Origin of the sequence: Shewanella xiamenensis (assembly GCF_024971755.1) — a bacterium.
Taxonomy (GTDB): domain Bacteria; phylum Pseudomonadota; class Gammaproteobacteria; order Enterobacterales; family Shewanellaceae; genus Shewanella; species Shewanella xiamenensis.
The window spans coordinates 3,840,296-3,857,923 of the sequence record NZ_CP079718.1 but is presented as its reverse complement, the minus strand read 5'-3'; the positions used below and the strand labels follow the sequence as shown (position 1 = coordinate 3,857,923).

Annotated in this window: 14 protein-coding genes; 4 read left to right on the top strand and 10 right to left on the bottom strand. The window is 48.9% G+C overall.

Annotated elements, in window-relative coordinates; translation table 11 throughout:
• Positions 1–67 precede the first annotated feature (67 nt).
• Complete coding sequence (locus tag KXJ80_RS18105) at positions 68–460, bottom strand: PilZ domain-containing protein (RefSeq protein WP_086024078.1); 393 nt, start codon at positions 458–460, stop codon at positions 68–70.
• Positions 461–639: 179 nt separating this feature from the next.
• Between KXJ80_RS18105 and torR the strand changes: the two genes are divergently transcribed.
• Positions 640–1,350 (top strand): two-component system response regulator TorR, encoded by a 711-nt coding sequence (torR, locus tag KXJ80_RS18100; protein ID WP_037430273.1) that lies wholly within the window; start codon positions 640–642, stop codon positions 1,348–1,350.
• Positions 1,351–1,378: 28 nt separating this feature from the next.
• On the opposite strand, the gene torT is transcribed toward torR, so the two are convergent.
• On the bottom strand, positions 1,379–2,446 hold the full coding sequence (gene torT, locus KXJ80_RS18095) for a TMAO reductase system periplasmic protein TorT (RefSeq protein WP_259474483.1): 1,068 nt from the start codon (positions 2,444–2,446) through the stop codon (positions 1,379–1,381).
• A gap of 56 nt (positions 2,447–2,502) precedes the next feature.
• Here torT and torS point away from each other — a divergent pair, with 56 nt between their 5' ends.
• Positions 2,503–5,568: a TMAO reductase system sensor histidine kinase/response regulator TorS gene (gene torS / locus KXJ80_RS18090; protein ID WP_218737199.1), complete on the top strand. Its 3,066-nt coding sequence runs from the start codon at positions 2,503–2,505 to the stop codon at positions 5,566–5,568.
• Positions 5,569–5,795: 227 nt separating this feature from the next.
• Here torS and torD read toward each other — a convergent pair whose 3' ends face one another.
• The 4 genes from torD to torE all read right to left on the bottom strand — a co-directional run bounded on the left by torD (position 5,796) and on the right by torE (position 10,373).
• Complete coding sequence (gene torD / locus KXJ80_RS18085) at positions 5,796–6,425, bottom strand: molecular chaperone TorD (protein ID WP_218737198.1); 630 nt, start codon at positions 6,423–6,425, stop codon at positions 5,796–5,798.
• A 67-nt stretch (positions 6,426–6,492) separates the two neighbouring features.
• On the bottom strand, positions 6,493–8,982 hold the full coding sequence (gene torA / locus KXJ80_RS18080) for a trimethylamine-N-oxide reductase TorA (protein ID WP_188870217.1): 2,490 nt from the start codon (positions 8,980–8,982) through the stop codon (positions 6,493–6,495).
• Positions 8,983–8,997: 15 nt separating this feature from the next.
• Complete coding sequence (gene torC, locus KXJ80_RS18075) at positions 8,998–10,176, bottom strand: pentaheme c-type cytochrome TorC (protein ID WP_218737197.1); 1,179 nt, start codon at positions 10,174–10,176, stop codon at positions 8,998–9,000.
• A gap of 26 nt (positions 10,177–10,202) precedes the next feature.
• Positions 10,203–10,373 (bottom strand): trimethylamine N-oxide reductase system protein TorE, encoded by a 171-nt coding sequence (gene torE, locus KXJ80_RS18070; RefSeq protein WP_011621844.1) that lies wholly within the window; start codon positions 10,371–10,373, stop codon positions 10,203–10,205.
• A 517-nt stretch (positions 10,374–10,890) separates the two neighbouring features.
• On the opposite strand from torE, the gene KXJ80_RS18065 reads away from it, so the two are divergent.
• A complete protein-coding gene (locus tag KXJ80_RS18065; RefSeq protein ID WP_037415303.1) occupies positions 10,891–12,243 on the top strand; it encodes an NCS2 family permease in 1,353 nt (450 codons plus the stop codon).
• Positions 12,244–12,268: 25 nt separating this feature from the next.
• On the opposite strand, the gene KXJ80_RS18060 is transcribed toward KXJ80_RS18065, so the two are convergent.
• The 4 genes from KXJ80_RS18060 to KXJ80_RS18045 all read right to left on the bottom strand — a co-directional run bounded on the left by KXJ80_RS18060 (position 12,269) and on the right by KXJ80_RS18045 (position 16,210).
• Positions 12,269–12,700 (bottom strand): CBS domain-containing protein, encoded by a 432-nt coding sequence (locus KXJ80_RS18060; RefSeq protein WP_055647269.1) that lies wholly within the window; start codon positions 12,698–12,700, stop codon positions 12,269–12,271.
• 99 nt (positions 12,701–12,799) lie between these two features.
• Positions 12,800–14,572: a bifunctional ornithine lipid synthase OlsF gene (olsF, locus tag KXJ80_RS18055; protein ID WP_502956072.1), complete on the bottom strand. Its 1,773-nt coding sequence runs from the start codon at positions 14,570–14,572 to the stop codon at positions 12,800–12,802.
• A 134-nt stretch (positions 14,573–14,706) separates the two neighbouring features.
• Positions 14,707–15,801, bottom strand: coding sequence for a UDP-2,3-diacylglucosamine diphosphatase (locus KXJ80_RS18050; RefSeq protein ID WP_218737195.1), 1,095 nt, complete (start codon positions 15,799–15,801; stop codon positions 14,707–14,709).
• A 166-nt stretch (positions 15,802–15,967) separates the two neighbouring features.
• A complete protein-coding gene (locus KXJ80_RS18045; RefSeq protein WP_256931058.1) occupies positions 15,968–16,210 on the bottom strand; it encodes a hypothetical protein in 243 nt (80 codons plus the stop codon).
• A gap of 359 nt (positions 16,211–16,569) precedes the next feature.
• Between KXJ80_RS18045 and KXJ80_RS18040 the strand changes: the two genes are divergently transcribed.
• On the top strand, positions 16,570–17,601 hold the full coding sequence (locus KXJ80_RS18040) for a DUF5677 domain-containing protein (RefSeq protein WP_218737194.1): 1,032 nt from the start codon (positions 16,570–16,572) through the stop codon (positions 17,599–17,601).
• Positions 17,602–17,628 lie beyond the last annotated feature (27 nt).

Below are 17,628 nucleotides of genomic sequence, written 5' to 3'. Positions count from 1 at the left end.
CGCCTTAAGCGCTGTTTGTTTTTACTCGGGAGTCAAGCCCGTACCACCCAATCACTATCCGTGGTGTTTAATCGGCGGAATGATGTTTTTCGACAAAGAGCGCCAATTCACGGTTCAGAATTGAGGCATCGCCTAAGTTAAGCTCAACGATGCGTTTGAGGTGGCTGATGCTGTCGACATCGATAATGTTACATTTAAGCCCAAGTTGGTGATTACGTTGATGCACCAACTCAGTTTCCATTTGCAGCTCAATATCGGAGCCCTGCAGAGTAAAGTTAAGGATGATAGGCTCATCTGAATGGCTAAATCCTGCGGGTTCTTCCACTAAAGCACCATTTAGGCTGAGATCCAATATTGAGGTTTGCCATTGCTTTTCACCTTGGTGTATTGACGCACTTGCGGCAAAGAGGATCCGTGAAAAATGTCGTCTTTCATCAATCACTAATTCTTTATCTTTCATAGTTTGTTAGCGCCCACACCAATCAATATGCCTAAGCATATGTCATATTGAGGAGAGTGTAAAAGCTCGGCAGTTTTTTGTGCAATAAAGCAACGCAGATCGCATATTTTACCTTTCCTTCATATGCAAATATGAAAAAGTATGAATAATTCAGTTAAGCAAAATAAGAGAAGTAGAACATGGCCTATAGTGTGCTCGTTGTCGATGATGAAGCGGTTATTCGTGCGCGATTGAAGGGATACTTTGAAAAGGAAGGTTATCGTGTGATTGAGGCTGCCGATGGCGAGCAAATGTGGTACGAGTTTAATCGTCAACATATCGATTTAATTATGTTAGATATTAACCTGCCTGGGGTCGATGGCTTAAGTTTAACCCGCGAGTTACGCAGCCGCTCCCATGTGGGGATTATCTTAGTCTCTGGCCGTGATGAATCGATTGATAAAATCGTTGGCCTGGAGATGGGCGCCGATGATTATGTGACTAAGCCCTTCGAACTGCGGGAACTATTGGTGAGGGTAAAAAATCTGCTTTGGCGGATTTCTTTGGTAAAACAAGCCGAACAGGCGCTGGTGCAGGAATTATCACAGCCCGATGATTTGATAAGTTTTGAAGGCTATCAGCTTGAATTAAATAGTCGTAAGCTGCGGCAAGGGGAGGAGCTTATCAAGCTCACTAAGGCCGAATTTGAGTTATTAACCGCCTTTGCTTTGCATCCGCAGCAGGTACTTTCCCGCGAGCGCTTAATGCAGCAAACCAGTCATCGCAATCATGATGTGAATGACAGAACCATAGATGTCATTATCCGCCGTCTACGTAATAAGCTCAATCCCGAGCTCTTTGTCACTGTCCATGGTGAGGGGTATTTATTTGCCGCTAAGGTGGATGACTGATCTCTAACTTAGATCTTGTGTTAAGCGCTCAAGGGCGCACTTGATACAAGGGATAAAAATCCGCTTCTGCAAGGCTAAAGCCAAGTGCCGACAGGGTATTTTTTGAGGTGGTGCGCTCAACGATAGCTGGACCTATATCGCCAAAAGGTGCGGCGCCTTCGAGCTGTTTTACCGTAACATCGATGGCGAGTTTGCCCTGCAACACGACCAGATCATCATTGCTGTAGACCACTTTTTGCCGCATCAAGCCGCGCAGAATCGCGGGGGATAAGTAACTGCTCACCAGCTTGATATCTTGCGTCAGCTGTTTTTGTTTGAGAGTGCTAACGGCGGCTTCTATCGCCACCGCACTACCTAGAATATAGTTAGGCTGCTGGGCTTTTAGCAGTATCTGTAGTTGATCGCGGTAGAGATTGCGATTGTTATCGGCGTGCTGAATCGCACTGATGCTAACATTGCTCCCTTCAAGCGCATGACGAATCCCTTGCTCGACTAAATCGGTGCCGCCGAGGTTTTCAGGGCCGGCTAAGAGGGCCAAGGTGGTCGGCTGGGTTGGCGTATGTGCCTTGGCATCCGCTTTAATAAAATGGCCCGCACTTAGCCCCATTTGATACCAGTTAACGCCGATATGGGTCTGCACTTGGTCTGAATTGAGTTTATTCACCAGGGCGAGCACGGGTTTGGTTAGCGGCTCGGAAAACTGTTCGAGCAGATTGGGGCTCACTGCGCCGAGTAAAATTGCGTCGTAGTCACCGCTCATGCAGGTGCGTAACTGTTTGAGTTGCTTATCCTGATGGTAGTAGCTGCCCGCTTCGAACAGATCTAAAGATACGCCAAGGAATTTGGCATGTTGGATTAGGCCATAATCGATGCCAATCCAATAAGCGTCCTTCAGGTGAGGGACGAGGACACATAGACGCCAAGCTTGTTGGGCTTTAGTGAGAGGATGATAATCAAGCGCCTGCGACTGCTGAATTTTGGCATTAAAGGGATGGCGTTGCTCTAATGGCCAAGTTTGGCTGTTGGCATTGGCAGGCGATAAACATAACAGGCCAAAAGTGGTGAGTGTGAGCAAAGCTTGCCAAAATTTTCCCATTGTCTCGTATCATCCACAGTGAACATTTCGAAGGCATTGTAACAGAAGGAACAAGTGTGGCGCCTTTATCTTTATCGCGAAGTAGTTTAACTGGCAGACTCATGCTCGCCTTCGGTGTGCTTGGGGTATTGCTGTTGCTACTGGTTAGCTTAGGTAGCCTGAGTTTGCATTGGCTCAAGCAGGCCGACAGTTATCTGTATGAAGAATCCTTACCCGCCTCTCAAGCCGCGCGCCAATTAGTGCAGGCCTCTAATGCCTTATCCGATGGCGTGACCCAGTTAGGTCAAGTTGAGGACGAGCGGCAGCGGGAATTTATCGGCCGTAAGCTCAGCCTTGAAAGCGCTACAATGTTAAATAGCATCAAAGTGTTACTAACACTGGACGTGAACGAAGATAATCATCTATCCGTATTAGCTGGGCAAATCATCGAGCAATTAACCTTATTGGGTAAGAGCGTGGGCCAGCGCATTACCTTAGGCGATGAGTTACAGCTTAGGGCCCGCGAATTATCGGTTGCCGCAGGCCGCGCCTCTGAGTTATTGCAATCCGAATTGGCGGTTGTCGACTCGGCGATTTTGGCAAAACTCAGCCAAGCCTATCCGGATATAGCGGGAGATAAACGCAGTGGCCAATTACTCGATGATGTGATTGAGCGAGAGTTAGATGTGCAGGAGCAGCTCAACCGAGCGCTCAAGTTAGTGCATCAAATTGCGCTGCTCAGTCAGTTATTTGAGGCATCCGAATTACAGTCCGAACTGCAATTGAGTGTTCCCCGTTTATTGGCCACCTTTGCCAGCACTGCTCCATCGCACCCCATGGCACAGAATCATCCAGATCATCCAAAACAAGGGACGGCTATCGAGCTGGCGACCACTGAGGCGCCAACGGCAGAGGTGGGTATCGATTTAATGGCGCTCACCACAGTGACTGAGCTTATCCGCGACCCCGGCAGGCTCAATGCGCTAAAGGCGGAGCTGGCTATTCTTCTCCATACCCCAAAAATCATTAAATTACAGCGAGAACTAAGCCAAAGCCTGCAGCGCCAACAGCGGCAGCAGCAGGAGTTAGCGGAAAAACTCTATAGCCTCAATACGCGGGTGGACAGTGCGCTTAATCAACAGCAACAGCGGGCGGAGTTGGCGCGTAGTGATTATTTAATGCAGTTGTCTTACGCCCGCTTGGGGTTGTGGGGCACGGGCATATTAATGTTGGTTATCATAGCAGTCGTGGTTTATCGGGTGATCTATCGCGGCATTGCCTTGAGGTTAAATCAGGCGACCGAGGCTATGTCGCGCTTAAGTTTAGGGGACACCAATGTGAGCCTCGATGCCCACGGCGACGATGAGTTGACCGCCATGGCCAATGCCATCGAGGCATTTAAGCGAAAAACAGCCCACAACCTGAAATTGCAGGCGGATTTACGTCTGGTCGCCGATGAGCTGACCGAGCATAAAAAGGCCCTTGAACAAACCGTGGCCACGCGCACACAGGAATTGGCCGAAGCTAACCTGCGCCTTGATGCGGAGGCCAAAGGCCATGCTAAGGCAAGAATCGTTGCCGAGGAGGCGAGTCAGGCAAAATCCCAATTCCTAGCGACCATGAGCCATGAAATTCGCACCCCGCTCAACGGCTTACTCGGTACGCTTACCTTGCTCGGCCATAGCCAGTTACCGCCCGCGCAGCAACAGATGCTCGCGCTGTCGCAATACAGCGGCACGCTGCTGCAAACCGTGCTGAGCGATATTCTCGATTTCTCCCGCCTCGAGCAGGGCAATTTAACCAATGAGCCTAGGCCTACGGATATCAACGCCTTGCTCGATGAAGTCCTAGCGATCATGGTAGCGGGCGCCAATTTGGCGGGATTGAGTCTAAGACTTAATCGTCCCCAGTTACCCGCGTGTATCCAGATTGATGGCCCTAAGCTGAGGCAGGTACTGTTTAACTTGATTGGTAACGGCATTAAATTCACCCCCGAAGGCGGCGTGAGTCTCAATGTCAGCGTTCGAGGCGATAAGTTAGCCTTTGTGGTGGCCGATACCGGCGTGGGGATTGCGCCCGAGGTGCGCGAGCAATTATTTATGCCTTACTGCGTATTGCCTAATCAGGGGCGCAGCCGTGGGACTGGTTTGGGGCTTGCCATCTGCAAACAGTTAGTTGAACTGATGGATACCGAGGGGCCGGGCATTTGGGTCAAGAGCGAGCCAGGCAAGGGCAGCGAGTTTGGTTTTGAGCTGAGCTTTACCCCGTGTGATAAGGCATTCGATACGCAAACTGAGGTTCAAAAACGGGTTAATCCCCAGCGGGTGTTAGTGATCGAAGACAACAAGGTCAATGCCATGGTCGCGCAAGGATTTTTGGCGCATTTAGGCCACAGTTCCAGCTTGGCCGTCAGTTGCCAGCAGGCGCTGGAGTGTTTGAGAACGGATAAGGCATTCGATGCTGTGATGCTCGATATCCAACTGAGTGATGGTTCAGGGCTAGCATTATTACCACAGCTAAAGGCATTACTGACCAATGACGTTGTTAATGAGAGTGTGAAGTTCGCCGCCTTTACCGCGCAGATGCAGACGGAGGATCTTAGCCTCTATCGGGAGGCTGGGTTTGATACTGTGTTAACTAAACCCTTGAGCCTGCAAACCCTGACAGAATGGTTAGGTGTTGCGCGTGTGCCAGCTTCACTACCAGCTTCACTAAGTGAGTCATCGCCGCACTCGGCACAATCGCTTCAATCGGTGAATAAGGCTGAGCCGGCCTGCCATAACCATCAAGCTGAAACCTTGTTAGATCTTAACCAGTTACAGCAAGATCTTGAGGTCTTAGGTGTGAAAGCCGTGAGTGATATGTTAGCGCTCTATCGAACATCCAGTACTGAGCAAATGGAGCAACTCTCGGCGCTAAGCTCTGTGGCGCATATCAGCGAGGGCGCAAAACTATTGCACGCGCTTAAGGGTAGCAGTGCCAGCATGGGGCTAAAAGCACTGACTCAGTGCTGTCAGCAGTGGGAGAAAGCACTAAACACCACAGGGGAAAATGTATTGGATAGTAAGGCAGTGACTGAATTAACCGTTTGCTGGCAGGCGTCGATAACAGCGCTTGAGCAGTGGCTCGCAACACTGGATTAGCAGCAAAGGATTCGCGACAAGACGTTAACTCTATTAGTGAGTCGTCTTTAACTGCATGTATTTTGCCTAATCTATGCAAATCGAGTGATAAAAAAGCGGCTCCCATGGGAGCCGCATTTCGTTAACTTATTCCAGGACGAGACATGAGTTATTACTTTGAGTCTTAATGCGACTCAGGTTTAACGCGACTCAGGTGTAACGCTAATCGGGCTTTATGCTTATGGCGATTAATGCATTCCCTGTTCTAACTGCTGTTTATCTTGCTGCACCCAAGCTAAGGTGAGTGTGGCGAGGGCGCTGTAAAAGCCATTGCTGTGCTTGCTATCGCACTCAACGACCTTGGCGACAAACTTGGCTAACCATGAGTCGATACAAGCATTGAGGAAGTTTAACTGGGCGGCATCTTCACTGTGACAAGTTAAGTGTCCCATATAGGCGAGGATCACGGCTAAGTGATCGGCAGGCTCAGGGAAGTGACTCTGCACTTGCAGCTTGCTCTGGTGTAAAAACTCGCTCATTTGTTGATGCTGCTGCCCAAAGAGCAAGGGTTCTTCCTCGCGACTCAAGTACAGGCTGGCATAGGGCGAGGCACTGTGCTTCGTGCCTACGAGGAATAAACCGCAATAATCGGCGGCAAGTTCGAGCAAGGCTTCATCGCTCGTTAAGCCATTTAGCACCTTCTGTATGCTGGCCACTGGCGCACTAAACTCGGGCGCATAGCCCAGTTGTGTCCAGAATTGCTGCGCTTGCTCACTGGTGAGTTGCTTAAGGCGCTGCTCATCAATTTCACGGGCAAACAGAGAAGACAGCAGCTGATACACTAAGGCTCTGGCATGATTGATATCGACGTTGCTCATCGCATGTTCCTCAAGATTAACAGTGGCATGCACCTAGTTAACTAGGCGCATAGCCTTGTGGGCTCGGTTAGATTTCGACTTCGATAGGGCCATCGAAGGAGCTGACCTTAGGGACTTTGCCTTGGTATTTCTCAAACTCGACCAGACAAGTATAGGCTGAGCAGGCTTGAGCTAACTTAGAGGTGCCAATGTCTAAGGTCAGAGTATTTGGGTCACCGTAGCTACACAGGGCACCGATTTCGGCTCCGCCTTCGACGCTGCCATCTTTACCCACTGGGCCATACCATGCGCCTTCATGAATTCGCACAACGCCTTTAGGGAAGCGTTCCGATACCACGGCGCCTGCTAACAGTTGGCCACGGTCGTTAAAGACGCGCACTATATCGCCATCTTTAATGCCGCGCGCTTTGGCATCCACAGGGCTGATGTAGATGGGTTCGCGGCCGTTGACTGTGTAAGTTTCGCGGTATTCCTTCGATTCACACATCTGTGAGTGCAGACGTTTATCCGGATGGCAAGATTGTAGCCACACAGGATATTTGTCTGAACCCGGGCCACCATGGCTACGCTCGGCTTTTTCCATCCAAATTGGGTGGCCTTGGCAGTCGTCATAACCGAACTGTTCAATCTTACGGCTGAAGATTTCAATCAAGCCAGAAGGCGTGCCTAGTGGGTTGATTTCAGGATCGTTTCTAAAGTCGGCGTGGCGTGTCCACAGCTCGCCATCACCAAAGTGCACATAACCTTGCTTCCAGAAGGTGGCAAAATCTGGCATCTCATACTTACCCGCGTTCGCGGCTTTACACTCGTTATAGAGGGTTTCAATCCACTCCATCTCGCTCATATTGCGGGTGTATTCTTTCTCTTTACCCATCAGCGCGGCAAAGCGAGTGAAGATTTCAAAGTCTGATAAGCTCTCAAATAGCGGCTCCACCATCTTCTGCATCGCCAAAATACCGCGATTAGCATAGGCGCCGTACACGTCGATATCGTTGCGCTCATAGGTGGTGCAGGCGGGCAGCACAATGTCGGAGAAGCGGCAAGTCGCCGTCCAGTTCACATCGATAGTGACCACGCATTCAAGCTTTTGGAAGGCTTGCTTCATGCGGTTACGGTCTTGATGGTGATTCCATGGGTTATTACCCGAGAAAATCATCATCTTAATATCGGGATACACTACTTTCGAACCGTTGGCATCAATGGTTTTGCCGGGTTCGAGGATCGCATCAATCCAACGGGCGACGGGAATGGTGCTGCTCGCGCCTTTAAAGTCAGTGCTGTCGAACAGGGGTTTTTGGTTCTCGTCTAAGTTACGTGGGAAGGCGCCGGGCGCCGCTGCGTTTGTTGCAGGCACACCAATGCTAGAGTAGTGGTGACCATAGCTGATGCCGCCGCCGGGCAAACCAATTTGGCCTATCATGGTCGCGAGGACCGCGGCCATCCAGTAAGGTTGCTCACCGTGTTGTTGGCGCTGAATACACCAACCCATCATGATTTGGGTGCGGCCCTTCACTAAGGTTTTCGCCAGATCGCGAATGATGTGTGGCTCAACCCCGCAGATTGGCGCTGCCCACTCTGGGGTTTTGGCGATACCGTCTTTAGTGCCCATTACGTAAGGCACAAACTCTTCGAAGCCTAAGCTATAGCCTTGGATAAATTTATCATCGTAAAGTTTTTGGGTGATCATCTCATGGGCGATGGCCAGCATCAGCGTCACGTCAGTCTGTGGGTTTACATACAACTGTTCACAGCCAAGGTAAGCCTGAGTTTTGGTGACCACAGGGTCGATACTGATCACGCGGATCTTGCCCTGTTTGACCTTCTCTTTTAACTGCGCGAGGTAAGCGAAGGCCTCATGGGTTTCGGCGTTCCAACCCACTTGCAGGTTTTTGTAAGGATCGTTCGACCACAGCACAATAGTGTTGCTGTTTTCTAAAATCAGCGGCCAAGAGGTGCCTTGGGCATACACTTCGGTTGAACCTAACACATAGGGCAGAATGGTTTGGCCGGCACCGGTGGAGTAGTCACCGATTTTCTTCACATAGTTGCCGTGCATTCCCACCGCCCGCTGCATATGGCTGGTGCTGGAATGCAGTTGCCCGGTTGCGCGCCAGCCGGTTTGCCCCGCGTGTAAGCCCGATGGACCATACTTGGTTTGGATTTCATCGAGTGAGTGTTTAAACAGCTTTAATGCTTTATCCCAGGTCACGCGAACGAAGCGGAAATCTCCCCGTTGCTGAGTATTGCTCTTATGGCCTTTTAGTAAAAAGTCTAAACGAACCATAGGGTAACGCACGCGGGATGGGTTATAGACCATACCGCGGATACCGTTAATCATATCCGTTGGATATTTATCTAAATCGAAGGCTTTGACCTCGGCAATCACACCGTTTTTACGTTTGATTTTAAAGGCGCCGAAGTGTGAGCCCGTGGTCAGCCATTCGTCTTCATTTAAGCCCGTGCTGGCCAGCGCGTTTAAGGGCGCTAACACTGAGCTGCCACCTAAAGCAACGAAAGAGGTTGAGGCTAAGCCTTTTAAAAAGTCTCTTCTGTTCATGGTATTACTCCCGAATTAGTGCTCTTTTTTCACGAAGGTTGACGAATGTTCCTGCAGATATTTCTGCACCAGCGCTTGAGTGTCTTGGTCCATATTCACGAAGGCCAACATGCCTTGGAACATGCCTGGCCAGGTATTGGCATCGAAATGCGCTTCATCTGGTTGGGTGTGGCACACACTACAGCTTGAGCGGAAGGTATCGCGGGCATAGCCCCAGAGTGGTTGTAGCTCGGTGAGCAAGTAATCTTTATCGGTCCAGATTTGGGCTTCAACCCGTTGCCATTTCAGGCCTGTCATTGGGTCTTCTTTCTCCTCAAAGGTTTGGATAACACCTTCGGTTTCTGCTGCATCTTTACTTAACTGCGCCGACAGAATGTTTACGCCAAAATCCATGTAGATCACGCGGCCTGCGCCGATTTTCTTACGCCAGCCATCGATAGCAATTTTGATGCGCTTACCTTTAGTTTCGAGCACTTTGACTTTAGTCGCGACGTTTAAGGTACCGGCTTCAACATCACCTTTTTCACTAAAAAACAGTGGCTTAGTCAGGGCGCTGTAGTAGGTTTGGTTGGTTTCGACAGAGCTGACGCCAGCGCCCACTTCGGCGATGAGTTCGGGTGCGCGGGCCGTGCCCATTTCAGGTAAATGGTGGGCAATGCCTTTGTGGCAATCGATACAGCTTTGGTCGATTTCGGCGGCGCGTTTCATCTGTTTTTGCGCCAGTGGTGACATGCTTTCCCACTTCATCGAGTTGTAGTTATGGCAGTTCTTACAGGCCAGAGAATTGTCGCGATCGAAACGTTTCCATTCGCGGCTCGCCATTTCGAGGCGCTTAGCTTCAAATTTTTCAGGGGTGTTGACCGTGTTGAATAACCAGCCCCAAACATCGTGGGAAGCTTCCATCTTACGGGCAATCTTACGGCTCCAGTTGTGGGGCACGTGACAGTCGGGGCAGGTAGCGCGCACGCCTGAGTGATTCGACCAATGCACAGTTTCCTGTAACTCTTGGTAAGGCTTGCTTTCCATACTGTGGCAGCTAATACAGAAGGCTTCGGTATTGGTGGCTTCCAGTGCGGTGTTAAATCCGCCCCAGAAGATAATGCCCATGATAAAAGCACTGATGCTGACAGCGCCTAAGGTGAGAGCTTTTGTGGGTTTGTTTAGTGTGCGCCAGAGGTTGGTTAACCACTTCATAATAGCGTCCTCAAAATATCAGTGAATTAGTGGCCGACAACGCCGCCGAAGGCTTGGATCATCCAAATGATGAAACCGTAGAGACTGATCCCCGCGACAGTCAGTGCGGGAAAGAGTATGAAAATGATGAATCCCAGCGCCTTTAACTCATTGCTGCGTGAGGACTTATCCGATGTTTGCATAGTGGGCTTTGTCATTGGGAAGAGCTCCGTTCGAAAGCGATTTTTGATGGGAGCACTATAAAGGGGAGATGTGAATGGACTTGCCTGTTGGGATGAATGGGCTTTGACAATATATGAAAAATTATGAAAATTTTAAAAAGCCGATGACTTTTTGTTTTACTGACAGAGCGTTAATCTTATTTCTGTGATCGCTATCGGCAGTTTGATATGCAGTTTAGGTGTTTTTTTAAACACTGATTTTGACTTTTTTGGCTAATTATTTACTGAAGTGCTGGCGAGGTCTTAGCTATCTGGCGGCGTTTACAGTATTATCCGCGCCCAACAAAGGCTGCGTTTGTCTCGTTAAAGCCATTTTAACGATGCAAAGCGTCACTGCTTGCAGATCATGGATTTTTCCCGATGTAGGAGAATGATGTGGATCTCTCACCCAAGTCATTGGATTTGGGGCTCTAATCTGCCGCAGCCAGCGTCGCCAATGGTTAAGCCAATTGGTATCGACCCTATTTTAAGAGATCACAAGGTATAACAAGATATGTCTGAGCAATTGAGTTCAACAGCCGTACCCTCTGGTTCATTTCTGAACCGTTTTTTTTCAATTCAACAACGTGGTAGCACAGTTCGCCAAGAAGTGATTGCAGGGTTAACCACCTTCCTCGCTATGGTGTACTCAGTGATTGTGGTACCCAATATGTTAGGTAAAGCGGGATTCGACCCTGGTGCCGTGTTCGTCGCTACCTGTTTAATTGCCTCCTTTGGCTCGCTGCTGATGGGACTCTGGGCGAATCTGCCCATGGCCATTGGTTGTGCGATTTCACTCACCGCCTTTACCGCCTTCGGCTTGGTGTTAGGTCAGGGCATGAGTATCCCTGTCACCTTAGGCGCCATCTTTTGGATGGGCGTGATTTTTACCATCGTGAGCGTTACGGGTGTGCGTCAATGGGTGCTGGCTAACCTACCCAAGGGCATTGCCCATGGTACAGGTATCGGTATTGGCTTGTTTTTACTCTTAATTGCCACTAACAGTGTGCAGTTGATTGTGGCCAATGACGCGGGTCTGCCCGTGAAGTTAGGCGACATTAACAGCCTGCCCGTTATCGCGACCGTCCTAGGTTTAGCTGCGACGATTGGTTTAGAGCGTCGCGGCGTGCCCGGCGGGATTTTACTGGTGATTATCGGCCTATCCCTGTTCGGTTTAGTGTTTGATCCAAGCGTGAAATTCCAAGGTTTATTCGCCGTGCCTGATTTTACCTCTGAGCACTCGCTGATTGGCCAAATGGATATTATGGGCGCCTTGAATCCTGTGGTATTACCGATTGTACTCGCACTGGTGATGACGGCGATTTTTGATGCCACCGGCACCATCCGCGCGGTAGCGGGTCAAGCTAATCTGCTGGATAAAGACGATAATATCGTTGGCGGTGGCAAGGCATTAACTTCGGATTCTGTCAGCAGCATGTTTGCGGGTATCGTTGGCGGCGCACCTGCGGCCGTGTATATCGAATCGGCAGCGGGTACGGCGGCGGGCGGTAAGACGGGTTTAACCGCGACCATAGTGGGCGGATTATTCCTGCTAATGGTGTTTTTAGCGCCGCTCAGCTATTTGGTGCCGGCCTATGCTACGGCGCCTGCGCTGATGTATGTGGGGCTGTTGATGCTCAGCAATGTGACTAAGCTGGACTTTAATGACAAGGTCGATGCGATGGCGGGGTTAACCTGCGCCGTATTCATCATCCTCAGCTGTAACATTGTGACGGGTATTATGCTTGGCTTTGTGACCTTAGTGGTTGGCCGCATTTTTAGCGGTGAAATCCGTCAGCTTAAGTTAGGCGTGCTCGCCATTACGCTGGGCCTTGTGGCCTTCTATATGGGCGGCTGGGCGATCTAGTTTATAAAGTCGAAAGCGAGTGCCATTAGCACTCGCTTTCATTCACCTCATTGTGTTCACAATAGGCTCGCAGTAAATCCTTCCAAGTCACTATCCCCACCAGATCGCCGTTTTCCAGTACGGGTAAACAACCAATATTGTGTTCCAGCAAGGTACGGCTGGCGACATCGAGCGACACATGTGGCGCTACGGTCACCGGATTGCGGGTCATTACTTGATGGACGCGTTTTTGCAGGGTTTCGAGATCTTTCGAGGTTTCGGCGCTGCTGCCCAGATTCGGACTGATAGCACGCAGCAAGTCGCGCTCTGACAGTACGCCTTCGAGTTTATATTCATCCACCACCAGCAGATGGTGGAAGTTTGCCTGCTCGAAAATCTCCTTCGCCACGGTTAAACGATCGTCCATTTCGACCGTGACGACTCGGGTGCGCATAATATCTGCGATAATGATCGGCATGATAAACCCTTACAAGGATGTGTATCCTTAATGCACTGTATTACAGATACTTATAACAGACCGATGTTTATTTAGCCAATACCTTAAACAGGATTATGCTTAATCCTGCTCGTCGGATCCATCTTCAGCCATCAAAGGATTGCGTAAGTCTTCGGGTAAATGGGCGCCGATATAACGTTGGTACTTTTTCCCTTTCAGTTTATGGGTATCGACCAAGACTAAGCCATCGACACAGTCGCCAAAATCGGCATCGATACCAAAGGCGAGAAACTTCACCCCATCCTGCTTACACAGTTCGCCATACTGCTTGTACAGGGTTGGCACCGCGGCGCCCATACTCGCCAGCATTTGTTTTAGCTGCTTAAAGTGGCTTTGGTAATCCTCGCCCGAATAGATTTCATCCAACTGCAATTTGCGCTGCTTGGATAGTCCAAAGGGCGACATGGATACCGCGAGCTGCTCTGCTGGCGCAAACTCCTTGGAGTAGAAATGCACTAGCATCTCCCGCGCGCTGCCAGGCAGTTGATTACTGATGGAAACAGGGCCAAACAGGTAGCGATATTCTGGGTGTTTAGCGAGGAAGGCGCCAATGCCAAACCAGAGGTAGTCGAGACTGCGTTTGCCCCAATATTTGGGCTGCACAAAACTGCGGCCAAGTTCTAAGCCTTGTTTGACGTAGGGCATAAAGCTGTCGGCATATTGGAACAGGGATTGGCTGTAGAGGGCGTTGTCGCCGTAGCGATTTAGCACTTGCTCGCCGCTGGCGAAACGATAGGCGCCGACAATTTCAAACTGTTCTTTATCCCACAGCACCAGATGTTGGTAGTAGGAATCGTATTTATCGATATCGCGGCGCTTGCCCGTGCCTTCGCCGACGGCGCGAAAGGCAATTTCCCGCAGGCGGCCAATTTCGCGCATGATGGGGTTGCTGTCCTGATGCTGATACAAATAAATCAGCTTGTTATCTTGGGTTTCACCGAGGAGTTCACATTGTTGCAGCGCGGCCTGCAACTCTCGGCGCGACTCAGGGTGGGCGATGGCGCTTTGGGTAATAAACAGCGGGTCTTTATCTTTACCAATGCGATACAGATGATTTTTAAGCAGTTTTATCTTGGTCTTTAGCGGGAAATCCATTGAGCGCACGGCTTCATTCGGGATAAGCTCGCCGATGCGAATAGGCATATTGCGCTTGGCCTGTTTAAACATCTCCTTGACCAGTAGCAATGTAGCTAAGGGTTTGTAAATCATCGAAGCGCCGTAGAAGGTGGCCGAGTTTTTGGCATCCAAAAAGATTGGCAGCAGCGGTGCATTACAGGAAATCGCCATCTTTAAAAAGCCCGAGTGCCACAGGGTATCGCGCACGCCGCTCGGACGCAGGCGAGAGACTTCCCCCGACGGGAAAATCAGTACCGCGCCTTCATTGCGCAGATGCTGATGGATTTTTTCGAGGTGCTGTTTCGGCGTGCCGCCCGTCATATTGCGCACTGGTAGCAGGATCGAATGCAAAGGCTCGAGCGCCATCAGGAGCTCGTTCGCTACAACCTTGATATCGGGACGAATTTCGCTGATGAGTTTAATCAGGGCGAGGGCATCGAGGGAGCCAATCGGATGATTGGCGAAGATCACCACGCGGCCCTCGCAGGGAATATTTTCGACCTCGTTGGCGGGCACGGTAAAGCTAAAATCGAAGCTTGCGAGCACTTGCTCGACAAAATCGACCCCTTGGAGATAGGCAAATTGATTGGCTATCTCGTTACATTGTTTTTCATTCAACAGGTAGCGCAGCATGGCCTTAGTCGGCTTGGCTAACCAAGGTTTGTCCTTGATGGCGGGCAGGTTTTGCTCCACCACATTATCGACGGTAAAGATCATCGTACTGGCTTTTAAGGTAGGCATTAGCATGGCTGCTGATCCGCTGGCCGTGCTCTGAGTTAAAGCGTTGGCGCTTAATGTGTTAGGACTTAATGATTCAGTGTTTGGGGTATGAGGAGTTAATTGATTCATGATTAGGCGACATCCCTTGGTTGGATTTCTGTTTGTTTGGGGCTGTTTGTGGCCGTTGGGGGAATAGGTTTTGAGGCTTGAGTAGGCATTCGAATGGGCGCTTTGGGCGGCGTTTTCGCCAGCACAATACTGCTCAGAATATCGAGGTTTAAGTGTTGCTCATTCCAGCGGCAGAGCTGTAATTCCCCGTTTAAGGTTTCGGTGATCAGGCTACAGTTTTCTACCCAGTCACCATCATTGGCATAGACTATCTGGCGTTTATCCGGCGTACTGTATTGGTTATCTCGAGCGTGAATCGATAGCTCTGGCTGGTGGATATGGCCGCAGATCACGCCATCCACATCATAGTGCTGGGCATAATTCACCACGGCTTGGCGAAAACGGGCTATAGCCATCTGCGCCTTGCCAACGCGTGATTTCATATAGCTGGCAAGTGACCAATACGGGTAACCTAAACGCTCACGCAGGCGATGGAGGTTGCGGTTGAGAAACAGCAACAAGTCGTAGAGGTGATCGCCCAAGATGGCGTAGAAGCGGCCAACGCAAACATCGGCATCGAACTGATCGCCATGCAGCATTAATAGTTTGTGGCCGCCAATCCCCTGATGAATATGTTGGCGAGCAATCTTGATGTTTAGTAGCGTAAGCTCTGCATAGGGCTTGATTAACTCATCGTGGTTACCCGGCAGATACATCACCTGAGTGCCGTTTTGTGCCAGTTCAATCAGCTTTTGCAATACCTTATTGTGGCTCTCGGGCCAGTGCAGGCGGCGTTTGAGCGCCCATAAATCCACAACATCGCCGACCAGATACAAGTGCTGGCAACGCACGGTATTTAATAGGTTTAACAGATAGTCGGCTTTGCAATCCTTACAACCGAGATGGATATCCGATAGCCAGAGGGCGTTGACTGTGATGGTTTGGTTATTTGCGGCGTTGCTGGCGTTGGCAATATGTGGGGTTGAGAAAGAAGTGTCGTAAACACTGGATGGAGCATTGTCGGAAGAGTTGGAAGGAGTGTTACGGGAAGCGTTGCGGGGAGTCTTAAGTGCGTCGATAAGCGTGCGATCAAGTCCCCTGTAATTAGCTCCAGTCATCTCATATTCACCCTATGCGGCTGTTGACTGCCTTAGAGATTAGTGACGGGCTTTGACTGAATGATGAAGCTTAAGTGACATGCAGATGACAACAGAGTGGATTAGGCTGGAGTTAATTAACCCATCAAGATTCCGTTCTGGGTGCAATGACTGTCGATAGATTGAGTTAACTCATTTTTGCCCCAAAACGAGATAAGTTTGTCGTCAGGCGTGTAGGATGAATTGTCATTGTCTCCCCAGTGACACGCCATAAACTCATCCCTGAGGGCTCGACGGCGGCATCCATGCCGCCAACGGTCACTGTTGCAACAATGCCAATCTTAACTATCCCTCTAGCGGTTCCTTCATCTAAAAAGCTTATGCCCCATTCCGTGTTTCGGCTCGTTAGCTCAACCGAAAATTCCCACACCTGCTGCCATACATATTCTTATCTATTTGCCTATGTTTGGCCTTACCAGAAATCGGCTAACAATGTATGGGTATACAGTCGTATTTAAATTTAGGTATTTTGGTATGATTTTAAGACAAAATCAGTGCGCACTAATTCCATCCGCAATAAATAAAACTCTATAAAATCAGGTGAATATAGTAACTGAATTTTAGTTAATAGGTTTGGAAAAACGCGCATGCGCGTTTTTCCCGATGGTGTATTTAGCATAATGCTGATAAGTTCATTACATACAGATAGTTAACTGTGCGCGTATTCACTGGTCTTAACAAGGTAAACGCGCATGCGCACGAATAAAATGTTATAAATCAGGGAGGGTTATGAGAGTTATTCAAGATCAGTTTGATAAGTTAATTGAAGATTTAATAGCTGCAAATCCAGAAAAAGTCGAAGAACTCGATATTGAAAAAATAATATCAGAACAAATTCCTGAGTTTACAAAGATTATTTCTAACTCATTAGCAAATTCAAAAACTGAAATGCTTTCAAATCGACGAGACGAATATGATTCATTTGTTAAGAGAAATATTCAACGGTGGCAATCTGGATTTGATTTGTTGGAGACTCATGTTGCAATTTGTACCGAAGCAGGAGAAAACATCAATTCGGAATATCGTGCTCAAGCTGTTAAAAAAGATGATTTAGTTTTTGATTTATTAGTACGCCATCATGCTAGATCTTGTCATATTGCAAATGAAATTTTGTGTCTATTGAAAAATGGTTTTTCTGATGCTGCTCATTCACGTTGGAGAGCTTTGCACGAGCTTAGTGCAACAGCAATGTTTATTTTTAAACACGGGCAAGAGTGTGCAGAACGCTTTTATTTCCACGATATAGTCGATTCTTATGATGGAATGAATGAGCACCATAAATATGAAGATAGACTTCAAGCTAAAGGTCCGAAAGCCACCGATCTAGAAAACATAAAACGAGCTTATGACGATATCGTTAATAAATATGGAAAAAGTTATGCAGGTCATTATGGCTGGGCAGCATATTTATTCCCTGAGATTAAACGTGTTGGTTTTGGCTCAATCGAAAAGGATGTTGGCTTAGACCATATGAGGCCTTACTATAAATGGGCAAGTCAAAATATCCACGCTGGTTCTAAAGGTTTGCGAAATCGATTAGCTCTTGCTGAATGTAAAGAAGATATACTTGTTGTTGGCCAAAGTAATTCAGGTATGGTAGACCCTGCACACACAACGGCAATTAGTTTAATGCAGGTAACATGTACTTTACTTCTACTTAATCCATCCATAGATAGTATTGTCATTATGGAAATTGCTAAACAGTATTCCGATAAAGTTGGTGAAGAGTTTCTTAACCTTTCGCGTCATACTGATTTATAACAATGCGCATCAATTGACAAAATATAG

Excerpts from the sequence above, each read along its gene's own strand:
- KXJ80_RS18050 (WP_218737195.1), bottom strand. The coding sequence starts at position 15,801 with ATGACTGGAGCTAATTACAGGGGACTTGATCGCACGCTTATCGACGCA.
- torC (WP_218737197.1), bottom strand. The coding sequence starts at position 10,176 with ATGAAGTGGTTAACCAACCTCTGGCGCACACTAAACAAACCCACAAAA.
- torT (WP_259474483.1), bottom strand. The coding sequence starts at position 2,446 with ATGGGAAAATTTTGGCAAGCTTTGCTCACACTCACCACTTTTGGCCTG.
- KXJ80_RS18065 (WP_037415303.1), top strand. The coding sequence starts at position 10,891 with ATGTCTGAGCAATTGAGTTCAACAGCCGTACCCTCTGGTTCATTTCTG.
- olsF (WP_502956072.1), bottom strand. The coding sequence starts at position 14,572 with ATGATCTTTACCGTCGATAATGTGGTGGAGCAAAACCTGCCCGCCATC.
- KXJ80_RS18040 (WP_218737194.1), top strand. The coding sequence starts at position 16,570 with ATGAGAGTTATTCAAGATCAGTTTGATAAGTTAATTGAAGATTTAATA.
- torD (WP_218737198.1), bottom strand. The coding sequence starts at position 6,425 with ATGAGCAACGTCGATATCAATCATGCCAGAGCCTTAGTGTATCAGCTG.
- KXJ80_RS18060 (WP_055647269.1), bottom strand. The coding sequence starts at position 12,700 with ATGCCGATCATTATCGCAGATATTATGCGCACCCGAGTCGTCACGGTC.
- torR (WP_037430273.1), top strand. The coding sequence starts at position 640 with ATGGCCTATAGTGTGCTCGTTGTCGATGATGAAGCGGTTATTCGTGCG.
- KXJ80_RS18105 (WP_086024078.1), bottom strand. The coding sequence starts at position 460 with ATGAAAGATAAAGAATTAGTGATTGATGAAAGACGACATTTTTCACGG.
- torE (WP_011621844.1), bottom strand. The coding sequence starts at position 10,373 with ATGACAAAGCCCACTATGCAAACATCGGATAAGTCCTCACGCAGCAAT.
- torA (WP_188870217.1), bottom strand. The coding sequence starts at position 8,982 with ATGAACAGAAGAGACTTTTTAAAAGGCTTAGCCTCAACCTCTTTCGTT.